Source organism: Desulfopila sp. IMCC35008 (assembly GCF_010646885.2).
Taxonomy (GTDB): Bacteria; Desulfobacterota; Desulfobulbia; order Desulfobulbales; family Desulfocapsaceae; genus Desulfopila.
In genome coordinates, this window is record NZ_CP050700.1 from 3,684,908 (window position 1) to 3,701,227 (window position 16,320).

The window sequence follows — 16,320 nt, forward strand, 5'->3', positions numbered from 1 at the left end:
CTCGGCCATAACCACATCTGTCCATATAGTTTCAGGAACATATTGAAAAGTATTTTTTAAATCACCATTGATGAGATACAGTTCGCCAAGGGATTTATCCAGCCCTTCAGCCTGCTATGTGTTCAATCTGTAACGTTGTGTCGTGTAGGACTGCACACCGGCCGTCCCAAACCAATTAACTTATACATCTTCCCCTTAACTGCCACGTGTAAATCGGGCCATTCCTGCTGACGCAATCCGCCGGATTACACTTTATAAGTTGTGAAGGCTCCTTACCCTCTCGACCCGGCGGATCATTTTCTTAACATTCGAGAAATGATACAATTCAATCTCCACCTCCATATAATCCTGGGGCGTAAAAACTTTTTGCAAGGAGGCCAGCCTGCCATTACCCTCAAAGGTGACATAAGAATCATCACCTGTCCTAACTGCCTTTATGGCCGACACACTGGGTATAAATTTTTTTAGGATTTCGCCCGTCAAAATTCGTTGAGCCAAAAGCTCATTCCGAAAATCCATAAGAACCTGACTGCGCTTCTCCATGGATGCAAGTGATCCTTCTCTATCGATGGGATGAATAGGATATAGCTGAAAAAGGTTAACATTCTCAAAGGTTGTATGACTTCGTTTTCGGTGAATGTCCATAACAACTTTGGCAAGCAGCACATCTTTTTCATCCATATCAACCAGCTCTTTCTTTTTACCCCACAGATAAGAACTGAAATTTTTGAACGTCTCTGTTATTTTCATGGCATGATTGTAATAGGTTAAATTATATGGGATAACAGGCTATTATAATCAAGAGCAGGTTGCCTTACAATGCATTCGATACGCCAATGGCTTATATCCGACATATAAATTCACAGAAAAAGAAGAACCATGCTTGAAATATCAATCCCCGGATCACCTACTCTCCGACTCGCCCATCTGGTACTTGATTACAACGGCACTATAGCGGAAGACGGAGAGCCCATTGCAGGTATAGCACAACGTCTTGAAAAGCTGCGGAATGCGCTGAAAATACATGTAGTCACGGCCGACACCCATGGAACAGTACAAGATAAACTTGCCGGGGCACCTGTCACCATCACGGTGGTCGGACCTGACAGGCAGGACCTGGCCAAGGAAGCATATATTGAAGAACTTGGCTTCGACAATGTGGTCGCCGTCGGCAATGGTAAAAATGACGGGCTCATGCTTCAAAAGGCGGCGCTTGGAATAGGTGTTATCCAGAAAGAAGGTGCAGCTGCCGAGGTCATCAAAGGAGCAGACCTTTTCTGCACCTCGATATTGGACAGCCTCGACCTTCTTCTCCACTTAGACAGGCTCAGAGCAACCTTGAGGAGATAACGATAAATGGATTTTCCTGGAGCGTGTCGGAGAATTGCCATTTTGGTTCAGATCGAGACAACTGCAGAAAATTTAGCACAGCCATATACGTGCTATTGCGAGCATAAGTTTTCTGCAAATAACGAGGAACTGGGGAGAAAGGGCATTCTCGGACAGCCTCCTTTAGACAGCCAGCCAGCTGCAGGATATTATTTCCTCTCCGGCCGCCAGGATTCTTGCCATATAATTATCCCCGGCCACAACTTCACCGACCCCGGCCGGTGTACCGGTCATGACAATGTCACCATCATCAAGTGTCATCACCGTGCCAATTTCCCTCAAAATATTTTCCGGTTTATGTAACATCATCGAGGTAGATCCCTGCTGCCTAAGTGTGCCATTTACGTAGAGTTCTATGGTTAACTCCTGCTGTATATCCTCCAAGGCAACAAAGGGGCCGAACAGGGCTGAACCGTCAAAACCTTTCGCCCGTTCCCACGGTAACCCTTTTGTCTTTAAATCTGCCTGCAGTTCCCTTTTGGTGAGATCCAGACCGCAAGTGACAGCCACAGGTTTTCCCGCCTCGATTATGTAACAAATCTCTGCCTCGTAATGAAGCCTCTCTCCATTAAAGGCATGGAGCACATCGGTAATGGCGGAGTTTGGTTTACAGAAGATAACCATCTGATTCGGCAGTTCATTGCCCAACTCGGAGATATGCTCAACATAATTGCGCCCCACACAAACAATTTTTGATGGTGCGTATTCCCTTTCCGGATTCAGGTTTCCCTGTTTTTTTGTGTCTTCTGCTGTTGGCATAAACTCCTGCGTTCTTACTTAGCTGTTACAAGCTGTCGGCGATTGCGACCCCATCACCTATGGCTTTTTTGGCGTCCAGTTCAGCCGCTTTTTCGGCCCCTCCAATTACATGGTAGCCGATTCCTTTTTCGTCTAGTTCCTTCATTAATCCGGGCTCTGATACCTGACCGGCGCACACCACTACAGTATCAACAGAAACCAGTTGCTCCCTTTCACCCTGGTTAATCCAGAGTCCGTTTTCATCAATTGAAAGATACTCCACTCCAACCCGGAATTTCACCCCATTCTTCTTTAGTTCCAACCTGTGAATCCAACCGGTTGTCTTGCCTAGGCTTACTCCCGGTTTACTCTGCTTTCTCTGCAGGATATGGATTTCCCGTGCTGGGCTTTCTACTCTGGTATCACCTAGACCACCCCGCAACCTGTACTCCTTATCTACGCCCCAGTGTGTCAAAAAGGAGTCAATTGTATCGTGTTCCCTCTCGCCATGCAACAGGAAGAGAGCCGTATCAAAGCCGATACCTCCTGCACCGATGATGGCGACCCTTTCGCCCGCCTTTTTCTGCCCACTGATAATCTCACTGTATGTTGCAACATTTTCTCCGTCAATACCAGGGATCTCTAATTGACGTGGGATAACGCCGGTCGCAACAACTATTTCATCATATTCTTTCAAGTCCTCAAACGTGGCACGATGCTCAAGACGGACATCCACCTCATGCAGTTCGAGTTGCCGTTTAAAATAGCGAAGCGTCTCCTCAAACTCACCTTTCCCCGGTATCGCCCGTGCTATGAGAAACTGCCCGCCAATTTTCGCTGATGCTTCAAAAAGCGTTACCTTATGTCCTCTGGCTGCCGCGGTCGCAGCACAGGATAGTCCTGCCGGCCCAGCCCCGACCACCGCAACTTTTTTTGAAACTTCGGTCTCGACAAATGGTAATTGCGTTTCATGACAGGCTCTGGGATTCACAAGACAAGACGCTGTTTTTCTGGAGAAGATGTTATCAAGGCATGCCTGGTTGCAACCAATGCAGGTGTTTATTTCATCTACCCGCCCACTGGCTGTTTTATTCACCCACTCAGGATCCGCCAGGAATGGGCGGGCCATACTCACCATATCTGCACACCCTTCGGCCAGAACCTGCTCAGCGACATCGGGCATATTAATTCGATTCGAAGTAATCAGCGGGATACTCACCTCTCCCATCAATCTTTTGGTAACCCATGAGAACCCGGCCCGGGGCACCATGGTGGCAATTGTCGGTACTCTCGCCTCATGCCAGCCAATACCAGTATTAATTATCGTCGCACCAGCTTTTTCTATCTCCCTTGCGAGTTGGACGATCTCGTCCCAGCTTGAACCATCCTTAACCAGATCGAGCATCGACAACCGGTAGACGATAATGAAATCCTCCCCCGCCTCACGGCGAACCGATTCCACAATATTTACGGCAAAACGTATCCTGTTTTCATAGTCACCGCCCCAGCGGTCTGTTCGCTTATTGGTCTTTGCCGCAATAAACTGGTTAATAAGGTATCCTTCCGAGCCCATGATCTCAACACCGTCATAGCCGGATTCGCGTGCCAGCGCAGAGCAGTTTCTAAAATCATCAATAGTTGAGGTAACGCCTTTGCCGGTCAGAGCCCATGGCCGGAACCGGTTAATCGGGGCCTTTATCCTGCTCGGGGCAACACAAAGAGGATGGTAGCCGTATCTACCCGCATGCAGGATCTGCATGCATATCTTGCCACCTTCTGCATGGACCCGCTCCGTTACTATTCTATGGTTGCCAACCTGGGATGCACTTGACAACCTCAGGGAAAAAGGGGCAACCCAGCCAGCTCTGTTTGGCGCCACACCGCCAGTCACGATGAGGCCAACACCTCCTGCGGCACGTTGCCCAAAGTATTCGGCCATGCGGTTAAAACCGTCTTTCTGCTCTTCCAGGCCGGTATGCATCGAGCCCATCAACACCCGATTTTTTAAGGTGGTAAAGCCAAGATCAAGCGAATTCAAGAGATGGGGGTACCTTGTCGCCGCAACAGTCATTGCATCCTCCCTCTGTTATCTAATTTACGTAAAGCAAAGTTCAATTATGTGTGAAAGTTTTATCTTGTTTGTCAATTTCCAATAGCACCTTACATGACTATACTATATCATACTTACAAGGTTAACCATTACGTTTACGAAAAGGAGAATATGATGGACTATCAGGGAAATATATTTCGTCCACCCAGTGAAGCCTACTCGATACTCTTACAGGTAACCACCGGTTGCTCGCATAATAAATGTACCTTTTGCGGCATGTACAAAGGGAGCCGCTTCTCCATAAAGGATGATGACACGATCATGCGGGATATCGATTTTGCCGCCCACCACTGCCGCAATCAAAACAGGCTCTTTCTCTGCGACGGTGACGCCCTTATCATCCCCCAGAAGCGGCTCGTCGAAATCCTTACCCAAATCCGTAAAAAACTGCCATGGCTTGAACGAATTGGCAGTTATGCCAACTCCAAAGCAATTAAAATGAAATCGGTTGAAGAGTTGAAGGAACTCCATGATCTCGGCCTGACCATTGCTTACATGGGGCTTGAATCAGGAGATGACGTAACACTGGCGCGAATAAAAAAGGGAGCCGATTCTGACAAAATGATCGAGATGGGAAAGAAGATACGCTCCGCCGGAATCCGGCTTTCGATTACAGTTTTGCTTGGTATTGGCCAGAAGGAACGTTCACACATCCATGCCCGGGAAACCGGACGGGTGCTCTCCGCAATTGATCCCGAATTCGTCGGTGCGCTGAGCCTGATGCTCACACCGGGAACACCAGCCTATGAGGAAGCCCAAAGAGGAAACTGGCACCTGCCAGGGGCCGAAGAGATGCTTGAAGAACTGGCGATCATGTTTGCGACCACCCACCTTACAAACGGCTACTTTCACGCCAACCATGCATCGAACTATCTGCCGATAAAAGCAAAACTGCCACAGGACAGGGAGAAAATCCTACTACTCATCAACGACGCCTTAAAAGGAAAAGTTAGCCTGAAACCTGAGTATATGAGGGCCCTCTAAACAAAAAACCTCCCTGTTTTGTTGAAAGACAGGGAGGTTCTTCTCGTCCTTTTACTGTTCTAATTTAGAACTTGTAATTCACACCGAAAGAAAGCAGAAAAGCTGAAGCATTGGAAAACTCGCCATTTATACGGGCGTTGGTAACATCACGCTCTTCTTTATAGTCGTAGAGGATAGCCGCACCCAGCTCCAGTTGCTCAGACATCTGGTATTTGGCACCAAAGGAGAACAACCAGGCATCAGAATCGGGAAGCTCAAACCCTACATTTGCATCAGGTACCGGATTATCGTCATAGGCAATACCTCCCATCAGGGTCAGGGTCGGGTTCAACCTGTACTCAACACCAAGACGAACACACAGTGTATCATCCCAGTTCTTGGGCGAAGCAATTGGTGGCAGCCCGGGGCCAAAATCGAAAACCAGATTTTCATACTCGGACCAGAAGGTCTGGTCGATGGTCAGGTCAAACGTCCACTGATCCACGGTATAGGCCGTTGACAGTGCCAGGACAGCTGGGGCTGGGATGGTTGTTTTGGCACCACTGATTGAAAGAGCACCTCCACCTGCAGGGTAAAGTGTAGCATCGCCTTCAAAGTCAAGATCAACATTCGAGCGATAGGTCAGGGCCATTTTCAGGTTATCGGTGAACTTGGCATCAACTGCGAGATTATATCCCCATTCGACAGTGTCCCCATCCAGGTAAAGTGAGTTTTGGCCGAAAGCAGCGGCGTTGGTAGATACGGTTGCCTCGTTATACAGAATCCGGACACCGGCACCGATGGAGAACATCTCGTTGATCTTGTAGGAAGCGGTTGGATTGAACTCAAATACCGTCAGAGAGAATTTCTGAGCAGAGGCACGTGGATACGGATCATTCCATCTCTTCTGCAGGCCATAAGTCTCTGTCAGGGAGAAACCAAAACGGAAGTTGTTGTAATCAGGTGATACAACAAAGAAAGTAGGCAGGAGGAAATTCTCTTTTTCCGACGAGCCGTCAAACTGCGGAATCGCATTGTCTGCATAATCGATACTTGTCAGGTGCAGGTATGTAGCAGTACCCTCTACCTGCCAGGTATCGGCTAGATCAGACATCCCGGCCGGGTTGTAATAGGCCGCATCAGCACTATCTGCTGAAGCAATAGATGCACCGACCTTCGCGGTGGAATCTACCGATTGCTCCGGGATCCGGTAACCGGTTGCCATTGCCGAACCTGCTGCAAACAGAGAAGCCAGCGCTACTACAGAAATAGTTTTCTTCATTCTAATCTCCCCTTCATTTTTAACCTTCCACCCGCCGCACTGCACAGCGGATACTTTCTCCTTCTGCCAGCCCTCGCATTCCAGCAGACATCACTCTATCTCTCTTTTACGTACAAGGCAGGCAAAGAACATTCCTAGTCGCCCGTACTGAATTAATTGTCTAAATATAAATTCCACAAATGTCAACTATAAAGACTATTTGACTTACAGAAAAGAAGCTGCAAATCCGGATCATACGGCCATTTCTGCCTCTGTAGGTGACCCGAGGTGTTCGATCTCCTGGCGAATGTCTCCTTCCATGACGACGGCTTTGCCGGTTTTATCAATAATAACAAAGGTAACAAGTGCATCTGCCGCCACTTCACCAGAACGTTTAAAGCGGGCTTCCTGCCTCAATACCGAACTTCTGCTATTAATGGTTTCGACAGCAGTCGACACCGTCAGAATCTCTCCGACCGGTACCGCTTTCCGATAATTAACATTTATATTTACAACAAGAAATGCCAATCCCCGTGCTGCCCAGTCCCGAAGATCAACCTTCGATTCCATCATATTCCAACGGTCTTCTTCAAAGAACTCCAGATACCTGGCATTATTAACGTGACCGTAAAAATCAGCATGATAGCCCCGGACCTTTATTTCCGTTAACGAACTCATTTGTTTTCCTCGTATCAGGGATTATACGGTAATTAATCTTTCCCGAAGCACTTGAGAAAGACCCGCAGTTTGTCAGGATCGTTCGACTTGATTGAACCGGTCAGGAAATCCTTGAGGCCGGGGCGGTATCCATCATTCCAGATGCGCAGGAAAAACTCCGGACTGGTTTTGCATACACAGTCAGCATTATCCACCGCTTTTCCATCTTCTACGGTAGTACCATCAGGATCGACTGTGACTGTTTTCTTTACGCCTTCCAGGGAAAAATAAAAACTAACCTTCTCATCGACGGCACCGGCCACAAACAAGTCCGGCAACCCTTTGAAAATATCGTCTATCATCATACTCCCCATATAATAAACAAACCAACAGGGATTGAACGGAGTGATCACCCGTTCAATCCCTGATAGAATCGTGTTAAAGCGCTTCGACCTTTTCCGTTAATGCAGGAACAAACTGCAATAAGTCGGCCACGACCAGAACATCCGCCACTTCACCGATGGGTGCGTCCTTGTCGGTGTTGATTGCGACAACAAATTCAGATTTCTTCATTCCGGCTAAATGCTGGATCGCACCTGAGATTCCACAGGCCACATACAGTTTCGGAGAAACAGTCTGGCCGGTGGTCCCCACCTGCCTGTTGTGCTCTACCCATTCCGAATCAACGACAGGACGGCTTGCGCCATACTCGCCACCTAACGCCTTGGCCAGTGACTCAATCAGGGCAACGTTCTCAGGTTTTCCAATACCACGACCGGCGCTGACGATTACTTCCGCCTTGGAGAGATCCACGCCACCCGCTTCAGCTTCCTCATATCCTTCAAAGATCACCCGGCCAGACACATCTGTACTGATGGTTTCAACGGTTGGCGTGCCACCAGATTCGATCGGTGTAAATGCACCGGCCTGCAAGGTGACAACGGTTTGAGCCGTAGAGCATTTAACATCACGTCGCAGCTTGGCGTTACAGACAGGAACAACCAGAGTCTTATCTTTTAACTCCACGACTTCGGAAACCTGTGCTGCACCGAGACTGCAAGCAACCCTGGGAGCCAGATCCCAACCGTAAGAAGAGTGGGAGAAGACGACCATATCGGCCCCTTCCTTATCCACAACTTCAAGAATCATCTTTTTATGGAGATCAGGGTTATATTCGCCGCACGATGCCGTATCACCTAAATACAGTTTACCGTCATAGGCGGGCAGCTCGTTTTCATTCCCGAAAGCGACCATAACCGTTTCTCCGCCGAAGGCCTTGGCAAAACCAAGAAGTTCACCGTAACCAGCGAGAAGTTTTCCGTCTCTGTATTCTGCTACCAATACTATTTTCATTTCATCCTCCTCTACTTCAGAACGGTGGTTTTATCTTTCAAGATAGCAATCAGCTTCTCAGCGATATCTCCAGCCTCACCTTCAAGGACCAGACCGCCACCCTTCTTCTCCGGGAAATAGACAGCTTCTGTCTCCTGCCGTGCCTCAACCTTGAGGAGGTCGGCAACCGGGGTGGAGATCATCTCTTTCTTTTTTGCCTTCATGATATTAGGCAGGGTTGGGTAACGCGGAGTATTCAAGCCAAGCTGACAGGTAACAAGAGCCGGGAGCTGAACCGTTACGTTTGCCCTGATACCGCCTTCCAGCTCACGCTTCGCCTTAATAGCACCACCCTCAAAAGCAAAATCAACAACAGTGGATATGCTTGGTAAACCAAGCATCTCAGCGATCAGTATCCCAACCTGGCCACTCCCCCTGTCCTGGGACTGCATTCCGGTAAAAATAACGTCAAACTCTTTATCTTTGGCGTACTCTGCTACAATACCTGCGATCTGGTAGGGTTCCTTACCAAACGATTCGTCGTCGGCGATGTGGGCACCGCGATCACATCCCATGGCCAGGGCCTTTTTCATGGTCTCCTTCACCTTGTCAGAACCGATACAGAGTACGGTTACATCCGCATCTTTCACCTGTTCTTTCAACTGCACTGCCTGCTCTACGGCGTATTCGTCATATTCGTTCATTCTCCAGGCGAGGTCCTGATCGTCATACCAGGTACCACTTGCTGCGACCTTGAACTTCGATTCCATATCAGGAACCTGCTTTATACAAACCAGAATTTTCATCGTTATCCTCCAGTATTGCTCATTTACGTAATATTGAGGTGATTTCTACATTTATCCGATTAAAGGATGCCTAGGAGTGTGTCGGAGAATTACCATTTTTGCTCACATCAAGGCATTGGCAGGAAATTGAGTGATGCCATATAGCGGATATCGGAGTCTGCGCTACCTGCGAGCATCAATTTTCTGACAATAACGTCGATTTGGGGAAAAAGGGTTTTCTCCGACGGGCTCCTAGAGGCGTTCAGCTAGAATCTCTGCAATATCCCTTGGCTGCAGCTTGTCCTCAACCTCGGCACCTTTCACACCATCTTCAAACATAGTGAGGCAGAATGGACAGTTGGACACCAGGATATCCGCACCTGTCTCAACCGCCATATTCACCCTTTTCACATTCATTCGCTCACCGAGTTTTTCCTCGGCAAGTATCCGGCCGCCACCTGCACTACAGCAAAAGGCCTCATCTCTGCTCTTCACCATCTCCGAGACCTGACCACCCGCTGCTGCAATCAGGCTTCTCGGTGCATCGTAGATATCGTTATGACGTCCCAGATAACAGGAGTCGTGATAGGTACATGAAAGGCCCTCGCTCTTAATCTGTAATCGTCCGTCATTGATAAGATTTTCGAGGTAACGGGTGTACGTTTCAACCTCTATCTCCAAACCGAGATCACGATAATCTTTTTCCAGGGTATTGTAGCAATGAGGACAGGTGGTGACGATTTTCTTTACACCATAGGCATTGATCGTCTCTACATTCTCCATGGCCATGCCCTGATAGAGATATTCATTACCCATTTTACGCATCGGTTCCCCGCAACACTTCTCTTCCTTACCTAGAATTCCGACTTTCACACCGGCAGCCTGGCACAGCTTGATAAAACTCTTTGCAACACTGATATTTCGTTTATCAAACGAGCCATAACAACCGACAAAATAGAGAACGTCTACTTCCGAATCCTCTGCCAGAGTCTTGATCCCAAGCTCTTCGGCCCACTCACCACGTGAAGCGTAGCCGATACCGAGCGGATTGCCGTTTACTTCCGTTGCCTCCATGGCCGCCATTACCTCTTCGCCCGGAAATTCACCTTCCATAAGCACCATGGAACGGCGGAGTTCAACAATTTTGCCCACGTGTTCAATGGAGGCCGGACAGATTTCCTGACAGGCACGACAGGTTGTACAGGACCAGAGCACATCTTTTGTCAAGGTGTCGATGAGGCTGGCATCAGCATCCGTCTCCGCGACTTCGCCGATCTGGTTCACGATCTTCATGGGCGAAAGTGGTTTATCGGTATTAAAGGCGGGACAACGATCCTGACAGCGCTTGCAAAGTGTACAGGCATCCGCATCAAAGATGTCTTTCCAGGTCAGTTCCTTTACGGTCGTTGCGCCAAAGGTCTCTGCATCCTCATCTTCAAGATCAAGGCTGGTCAATTTGCCTTTCGGGCCACGATCAGCCAGGAAATAGTTAGCACTGGTGGTAAGGATATGACGAAACTTGGTAAAGGGGATGAGTACGATAAAGCCCATAACCAACAACAGGTGGAACCACCAGGTGAGTTTATGCAGTGTCCGCAGCCCATCTTCCCCCAACCAGCCGATCATCTGGGCAACAAAAGCACCCACAGGTGACCAGGGGGCCAAAGGTGTTCCCATTTCGGTAACCGCCATCCGGGCGCCCTCAATGACAAAACCGGTCAAAAGGATAATCATCATCAAGGCGTGCATGATGGCATCATCTGTCTTGGTTTCCAGCCCCTCCGGTCTATAGAAATAACGCCGTACAAAGAGGGCCCCGAGCATGACAATGGCCACAAGACCTGCCAGATCAAGAACAATTGAAAACAGTTTGTAAAAAGTGCCTGTAAGGAACTTTACGTTAAATAACAGATCGGTAAAATCCGCCTGGATTACAATCAGACCCGTACCAATTAACAACAAGAAAAAGGCCCAGAAAAAAAGCCCGTGAAAAATGCCGGGAACCTTTACCCGGATCACTTTTTTCTGTGTCAGGACGTTAACCAGCATATCTTTTATACGTTCACCGACATTATCAGTCCTGTTGAGCGGTAATCCCTGTCGGTATACCGTCATCCGCTGCATAGCCACCTTTACCACAACGGCTATAGCCGCAATAACCAAAAGATACATCGGGACCAGGGTCAGGGCACCGTGTCCGACATTCCAGTAGATTTCGCGGGTAAATTCCATCGTTCTCTCCAATTAGTGACGTAGAAATGATTTCTGTATTTTCTTTTATAAAAAAATCATTTCGTTCAGTAACTTATTCCCCCTTGCGGGGTGTTTGCCTTTTACTGTTTTAACTCTGTAATACCTTTATACCTTTATTCATACACTTTAGCGGGTAAGCGACGAACCTATCACGATCCGCTGTACTTCACTTGTCCCTTCATAAATCTCGGTGATTTTTGCATCACGCATCATGCGCTCAACCGGAAATTCACGGGTGTACCCATAACCGCCCAGAATCTGTACAGCCTGGGTGGTAACCTTCATAGCCGTCTCACTCGCCATCAATTTAGCCATGGCGGACTGCTGGGAGTAGGACAGCTTATTGCTGGCCCGATACGCCGCATTATACACCAGAAACCGTGCCGCTTCTATCTGGGTCGCCATATCGGCAAGCTGGAACTGGATGCCTTGAAACCGGGCGATGGGGGTATCGAATTGTTTTCGTTCCTTGGCATATTCCACTGCAACATCAAACGCACCCTGGGCAATACCCAGAGCCTGGGAAGCGATACCGATCCGCCCTCCGTCCAAAGTCTTCATGGCAACCTTGAAGCCTTCCCCCTCCTGGCCTAACATATTTTCGGCGGGTATCCGGCAATTCTCAAACACCAGCTCCATGGTAGGCGAAGAACGGATACCCAGCTTCTCTTCCTTTTTACCAAAGGTGAATCCTGGGGTTCCCTTTTCAATAATAAAAGCACTGATACCATGGTGTTTCTTTGCATCCTTATCAGTCCTGGCCAAGACAACATAGGTCTCGGCCTCACCTGCATTGGTGATAAAGATCTTGGTCCCGTTGAGGACCCACTCACCGCCATCACTTACGGCAGTTGTTTTTGTGCCGCCCGCATCCGACCCTGCAGAGGGTTCGGTGAGGCCAAAGGCGCCCATTTTTTCACCGGCTGCAAGAGGGGTCAGATATTTCTGTTTCTGTTCCTCACTGCCAAACAGAAATATGGGATTTGCGCAAAGCGAGAGATGAGCCGACAATGTCACTCCGGTGGAACCGCACACACGGGAGAGTTCCTCGACAGCAAGAGCATAACTGATGTAATCCGCACCAGCTCCGCCATATTCCTCAGGGAAAACGATGCCGGTAAGACCGAGTTCGGCGAGCCTTCCAAACATGAGGTCACGATCGAAACGTTCCTCTTCGTCCCTCTGCTTTGCCGAAGGAGCGATCTCCTTTTCAGCAAAATCCCTGACCATCTCCCTGATAAGAGCCTGTTCCTCGTTGAGTTCAAAATTCATTCCATGCGCTCCTGAACTGTTCAATATAAAGACTTCCGTTTATTATAGAAACCTTATACAAATTGTTTACGTAAAGGTCAAGACGTTTTCTGTTTTTATTCACCCACCTGCAATCATTTCATGAAGATAAAACCAGAAACACTGGGAATTTCATTTGACATTATTAAAAGTGTTATGCTACTCTTGCCATATAAATTACGTAAAGGTCAAGCTTCAACCCCAAAATGTTGGAACGGTACAGCGCTTTTGCACGGAAGGTATCAAAGGACAACTCATGAAAAACCCAAATAACGTACAAATCGGGGAACTGGCAAAACAACTCGGTATCACCACCAGGACAATCCGCTACTATGAAGAGATCGGACTCATGGGACCGACCGAACGGCTGGGTGGCGGAACCCGAACCTATGCAAACCAGGATGTGTTGCGCCTCAAGTTCATACTCAAACTCAAACAACTGGGCATATCCCTGAAGGAAATCCACCAACTCGGTGAGATCTTTGACATCAACGCCCAGAACTTCAAAACCATCACCCCCAAACTGATCGAGATCCTTGACCAGCACATTGCCAAGGTTGATGAAAAGATGGCAAGCCTCTCCTCCCTCAGGCAGGATATAGTTGAATACCGGGTTCGCATCACAGATATGTTAAGCAGTCAAAAACAGTAACTGGCTGTTTCCCATCACTACCGCAGCCACTCTCCCTCCCACGCCAGACAACGTAGTGCACCGCCCCGGTTGATACTGCAATTTCCTCCTATGCATGGCGTACCTTGCTGTATCTCATTTGACAAACAACCACCGGATGGTGATAATTGAAAAACAAACCAAGCTTTACGAACTAGTTTCCATCCTCAAACGAGGCGTTTGGAAGTCTACGCTTATCTGTTCCAGATTGAGGCATGTGAAAAATTTCTCCACAGGCATATAACTGATATTCCAAGGATAAAGTTTTGAGCATAACGAAGATATGGACCAAAAGGGCAGTTCCAGGATGGGAACTTACTATTCAGGTACACTATGCAATAGCACCATCTATACAACATGTCTCTTGAATTACGAAAATTCGTTGCTCCCGAATTCGTTTTTGGCCTGGGGGCACTGTCTCTATGCGGCAGATACGCCCGGAACTTCGGGGCAAAAAAAGTACTCATTGTCAGCGACCGCGGGGTTATAGACGCTGGCTGGGTCAAGGTTGTTCAGGCGTCCCTGAATGAGGAAGGAATTGAGGCTGCAGTTTTTGCGGAGATATCCCCCAACCCGCGTGCCGAGGAAGTTATGGAGGGGGCTCTTGCGTACCAGGAAGAAGAGTGTGACGTAATCGTTGCCATAGGCGGTGGCAGCCCCATGGACTGTGCCAAGGGTATTGGAGTTGTCGTGACCAACCACCGCCACATTCTTGACTTCGAGGGCATAGACCAGGTACCCAGCCCCGCACCTCCTCTTATCTGCCTCCCGACCACAGCAGGTTCATCGGCTGATGTGAGCCAGTTCGCGATCATCACCGACACCAGGGAACAGGTTAAAAAAGCAATAATTTCCAAGGCAACCGTTCCGGATGTGGCCCTGATAGATCCAGAAACGACTCTCACCATGGACAACTATCTCACAGCCTGTACCGGCATGGATACACTGGTCCATGCCATTGAGGCCTATGTTTCCACCGCCAACTCTCCCATCTTCGACATTCATGCGCTGGAGGCCATCCGACTGATAGGTAAATATCTTGAATCGGTCATTCGTGAACCCGACAACATGGAGTATCGAGGGTATATCATGCGTGCCAGTCTTGAAGCAGGCCTGGCCTTCTCAAATGCCAGTCTTGGTGCGGTTCACGCCATGGCCCACAGTCTCGGTGGATATCTGGATATGCCTCACGGCGAATGTAATGCCATTCTGCTCAGCCATGTCGTAGCCTTCAACTACTCACAAGCCGAAGACAAATACACCGAGATTGGCAAAGCCATCGGGCTGGATCTTACCAACAAAAGCAGCCTGGAGAAACAACAGACAATCATAGAAGGCCTGAACCGGATCCGCAGACAGGTTGGGATAACCGGAAATCTCGGAGACAGAGGCGCGCAATCTTCTGATATAGTAAACCTTGCCCAAAAAGCTATCCAGGATCCATGTATGATCACCAACCCGAGAGTCCCGTCTCAACGAGATATTGAGGTCCTCTATGAAGAAGCCCTCTGAGGCTGAAAAGCAACGGGAACAGATGCGCCAGTCCATTATCGGGCTTGGAGAACGATCTCTGAAAAAGAGCTATTATCCTGAATTACAGAAACGTATCAGCCAACTGGAAGAGGCAAATGAAGCACTTCTTAACGAAATCCGGGAGCGGACCAGGGTTGAAGAACGGCAGCAACAAATGGAGATGGAGCTCCGGCAAATACAAAAGATGCAGGCCATAGGCACGTTGGCTGGAGGAATCGCCCACGATTTCAACAATATCCTCTCTGCCATTGTCGGTTACGCCGAGCTTGCCCGCATCCATATTCCCTCAGCCGGTTCAACATCCTCCGACATTCTACAGAACAACCTCGAAGGCATCCTTAAAAGCGCAGGCCGGGCCAAAGATCTGGTCCGCAGAATTCTCAGCTTCAGCAGTCATCACGAAGGCGACCTGCAAGCGGTTGAGTTATCGACCCTGCTGGTGGATACAATTTCCATGCTGCGGGCCATGATCCCGAAATCGATCACCATTGAGCACAAGCTTGACCTCACGTCAAGTACCATACTGGCTAATGTCACCCAGTTACAGCAAGTCTTCATGAACCTGGGCACCAACGCCTACCACGCCATGCGACGTGATGGCGGACGACTCACATTCACGCTACAGGACACCTATATTCATGCTGGAGACATTCAGTTCGCCCGGCTCGACCTGAAGCCTGGCGAGTACCTGAAGGTGAGTGTGACAGATACCGGCTGTGGTATGGACAGGAAAACGGCCGAGCGAATTTTCGACCCCTACTTCACCACCAAACAGGGCGAGGGCGGCACCGGACTGGGCCTTGCCATGGTCCATGGTATCGTTACCGGACATCAGGGGCACGTCTCAGTCAATAGTCAGGTAATGAAGGGGACCACCTTTCATCTCTATTTCCCCAAAATACATGCCGCCTGTGACGTACCTGAAGCCGGGGCCTACAAGAGCCGTATCAGGGGAGGCACGGAGAAAATTCTGCTTGTTGATGATGAGGAAGACCTGGCAACGATCATCCGGCTGACCCTGGAGAATCTTGGCTACCAAGTTACCTCCACCACCTCACCCAAAGAAGCGGCAGAGCTCTTTAGCAACACTCCGCATAATTTTGACCTGGTCATCACCGACATGAATATGCCGGAGATGAACGGCACCGACCTGATAAACATATTACGGGATGTCAGGAGCAACACCCCGATCATTGTCTGTACAGGTTTTTCCGAATTGATAAATGATAAACTAATCAAGGAAATGGGAAGGGCACGGCTGCTGATGAAACCGGTCATTATCGAAGATCTGGATCAGGCTATCAGGACATTACTTGACGGATAACTTTCTGCAGCGTGT

At 48.8% G+C, this 16,320-nt stretch carries 15 protein-coding genes; 5 read left to right on the forward strand and 10 right to left on the reverse strand.

Going from position 1 to position 16,320, the window contains the following annotated elements; all coding sequences use genetic code 11:
- Positions 1-252: 252 nt before the first annotated feature.
- Positions 253-681, reverse strand: a complete 429-nt coding sequence (locus GA520_RS16175; RefSeq protein WP_163338606.1) for a hypothetical protein — start codon at positions 679-681, stop codon at positions 253-255.
- A 198-nt stretch (positions 682-879) separates the two neighbouring features.
- On the opposite strand from GA520_RS16175, the gene GA520_RS16180 reads away from it, so the two are divergent.
- On the forward strand, positions 880-1,350 hold the full coding sequence (locus GA520_RS16180) for an HAD family hydrolase (protein ID WP_163338605.1): 471 nt from the start codon (positions 880-882) through the stop codon (positions 1,348-1,350).
- Between the two features lie 162 nt (positions 1,351-1,512).
- Here GA520_RS16180 and GA520_RS16185 read toward each other — a convergent pair whose 3' ends face one another.
- Positions 1,513-2,148: a fumarylacetoacetate hydrolase family protein gene (locus tag GA520_RS16185; RefSeq protein WP_163338604.1), complete on the reverse strand. Its 636-nt coding sequence runs from the start codon at positions 2,146-2,148 to the stop codon at positions 1,513-1,515.
- 25 nt (positions 2,149-2,173) lie between these two features.
- On the reverse strand, positions 2,174-4,198 hold the full coding sequence (locus GA520_RS16190; protein ID WP_163338603.1) for an NADPH-dependent 2,4-dienoyl-CoA reductase: 2,025 nt from the start codon (positions 4,196-4,198) through the stop codon (positions 2,174-2,176).
- 153 nt (positions 4,199-4,351) lie between these two features.
- On the opposite strand from GA520_RS16190, the gene GA520_RS16195 reads away from it, so the two are divergent.
- The gene (locus GA520_RS16195) at positions 4,352-5,221 is read left to right on the forward strand and encodes a radical SAM protein (RefSeq protein ID WP_163338715.1); all 870 of its coding nucleotides are present in this window, start codon (positions 4,352-4,354) and stop codon (positions 5,219-5,221) included.
- 64 nt (positions 5,222-5,285) lie between these two features.
- Here GA520_RS16195 and GA520_RS16200 read toward each other — a convergent pair whose 3' ends face one another.
- From GA520_RS16200 to GA520_RS16230, 7 genes are all read right to left on the reverse strand, one after another.
- Entirely contained in the window at positions 5,286-6,482 is a 1,197-nt protein-coding gene (locus GA520_RS16200) for an OmpP1/FadL family transporter (RefSeq protein ID WP_163338602.1), read from the reverse strand.
- A gap of 231 nt (positions 6,483-6,713) precedes the next feature.
- On the reverse strand, positions 6,714-7,139 hold the full coding sequence (locus GA520_RS16205) for a thioesterase family protein (RefSeq protein WP_163338601.1): 426 nt from the start codon (positions 7,137-7,139) through the stop codon (positions 6,714-6,716).
- A 32-nt stretch (positions 7,140-7,171) separates the two neighbouring features.
- The gene (locus GA520_RS16210; protein ID WP_205749294.1) at positions 7,172-7,483 is read right to left on the reverse strand and encodes a hypothetical protein; all 312 of its coding nucleotides are present in this window, start codon (positions 7,481-7,483) and stop codon (positions 7,172-7,174) included.
- A 73-nt stretch (positions 7,484-7,556) separates the two neighbouring features.
- Entirely contained in the window at positions 7,557-8,471 is a 915-nt protein-coding gene (locus GA520_RS16215) for an electron transfer flavoprotein subunit alpha/FixB family protein (RefSeq protein ID WP_163338600.1), read from the reverse strand.
- Between the two features lie 11 nt (positions 8,472-8,482).
- Positions 8,483-9,256: an electron transfer flavoprotein subunit beta/FixA family protein gene (locus GA520_RS16220; RefSeq protein ID WP_163338599.1), complete on the reverse strand. Its 774-nt coding sequence runs from the start codon at positions 9,254-9,256 to the stop codon at positions 8,483-8,485.
- A gap of 231 nt (positions 9,257-9,487) precedes the next feature.
- A complete protein-coding gene (locus tag GA520_RS16225; protein ID WP_163338598.1) occupies positions 9,488-11,467 on the reverse strand; it encodes a heterodisulfide reductase-related iron-sulfur binding cluster in 1,980 nt (659 codons plus the stop codon).
- Positions 11,468-11,614: 147 nt separating this feature from the next.
- Complete coding sequence (locus GA520_RS16230) at positions 11,615-12,760, reverse strand: acyl-CoA dehydrogenase (protein WP_163338597.1); 1,146 nt, start codon at positions 12,758-12,760, stop codon at positions 11,615-11,617.
- Positions 12,761-13,034: 274 nt separating this feature from the next.
- On the opposite strand from GA520_RS16230, the gene GA520_RS16235 reads away from it, so the two are divergent.
- The 3 genes from GA520_RS16235 (at position 13,035) to GA520_RS16245 (ending at position 16,305) form a co-directional block, all read left to right on the forward strand.
- Positions 13,035-13,430 (forward strand): MerR family transcriptional regulator, encoded by a 396-nt coding sequence (locus tag GA520_RS16235; RefSeq protein ID WP_163338596.1) that lies wholly within the window; start codon positions 13,035-13,037, stop codon positions 13,428-13,430.
- 375 nt (positions 13,431-13,805) lie between these two features.
- Positions 13,806-14,960, forward strand: a complete 1,155-nt coding sequence (gene ercA, locus GA520_RS16240) for an alcohol dehydrogenase-like regulatory protein ErcA (RefSeq protein WP_163338595.1) — start codon at positions 13,806-13,808, stop codon at positions 14,958-14,960.
- Complete coding sequence (locus tag GA520_RS16245) at positions 14,944-16,305, forward strand: response regulator (protein WP_163338594.1); 1,362 nt, start codon at positions 14,944-14,946, stop codon at positions 16,303-16,305. The genes ercA and GA520_RS16245 overlap by 17 nt, the downstream gene beginning before the upstream one ends.
- The last annotated feature ends 15 nt before the right edge of the window (positions 16,306-16,320 follow it).

Bases quoted from the DNA above. Each gene is read 5' to 3' on its own strand.
- GA520_RS16210 (WP_205749294.1), bottom strand. From the start codon at position 7,483: ATGATGATAGACGATATTTTCAAAGGGTTGCCGGACTTGTTTGTGGCC.
- GA520_RS16185 (WP_163338604.1), bottom strand. From the start codon at position 2,148: ATGCCAACAGCAGAAGACACAAAAAAACAGGGAAACCTGAATCCGGAA.
- GA520_RS16225 (WP_163338598.1), bottom strand. From the start codon at position 11,467: ATGGAATTTACCCGCGAAATCTACTGGAATGTCGGACACGGTGCCCTG.
- GA520_RS16205 (WP_163338601.1), bottom strand. From the start codon at position 7,139: ATGAGTTCGTTAACGGAAATAAAGGTCCGGGGCTATCATGCTGATTTT.
- GA520_RS16220 (WP_163338599.1), bottom strand. From the start codon at position 9,256: ATGAAAATTCTGGTTTGTATAAAGCAGGTTCCTGATATGGAATCGAAG.
- GA520_RS16190 (WP_163338603.1), bottom strand. From the start codon at position 4,198: ATGACTGTTGCGGCGACAAGGTACCCCCATCTCTTGAATTCGCTTGAT.
- GA520_RS16200 (WP_163338602.1), bottom strand. From the start codon at position 6,482: ATGAAGAAAACTATTTCTGTAGTAGCGCTGGCTTCTCTGTTTGCAGCA.
- GA520_RS16195 (WP_163338715.1), top strand. From the start codon at position 4,352: ATGGACTATCAGGGAAATATATTTCGTCCACCCAGTGAAGCCTACTCG.
- GA520_RS16215 (WP_163338600.1), bottom strand. From the start codon at position 8,471: ATGAAAATAGTATTGGTAGCAGAATACAGAGACGGAAAACTTCTCGCT.
- GA520_RS16235 (WP_163338596.1), top strand. From the start codon at position 13,035: ATGAAAAACCCAAATAACGTACAAATCGGGGAACTGGCAAAACAACTC.
- ercA (WP_163338595.1), top strand. From the start codon at position 13,806: ATGTCTCTTGAATTACGAAAATTCGTTGCTCCCGAATTCGTTTTTGGC.
- GA520_RS16245 (WP_163338594.1), top strand. From the start codon at position 14,944: ATGAAGAAGCCCTCTGAGGCTGAAAAGCAACGGGAACAGATGCGCCAG.
- GA520_RS16175 (WP_163338606.1), bottom strand. From the start codon at position 681: ATGGATGAAAAAGATGTGCTGCTTGCCAAAGTTGTTATGGACATTCAC.
- GA520_RS16230 (WP_163338597.1), bottom strand. From the start codon at position 12,760: ATGAATTTTGAACTCAACGAGGAACAGGCTCTTATCAGGGAGATGGTC.
- GA520_RS16180 (WP_163338605.1), top strand. From the start codon at position 880: ATGCTTGAAATATCAATCCCCGGATCACCTACTCTCCGACTCGCCCAT.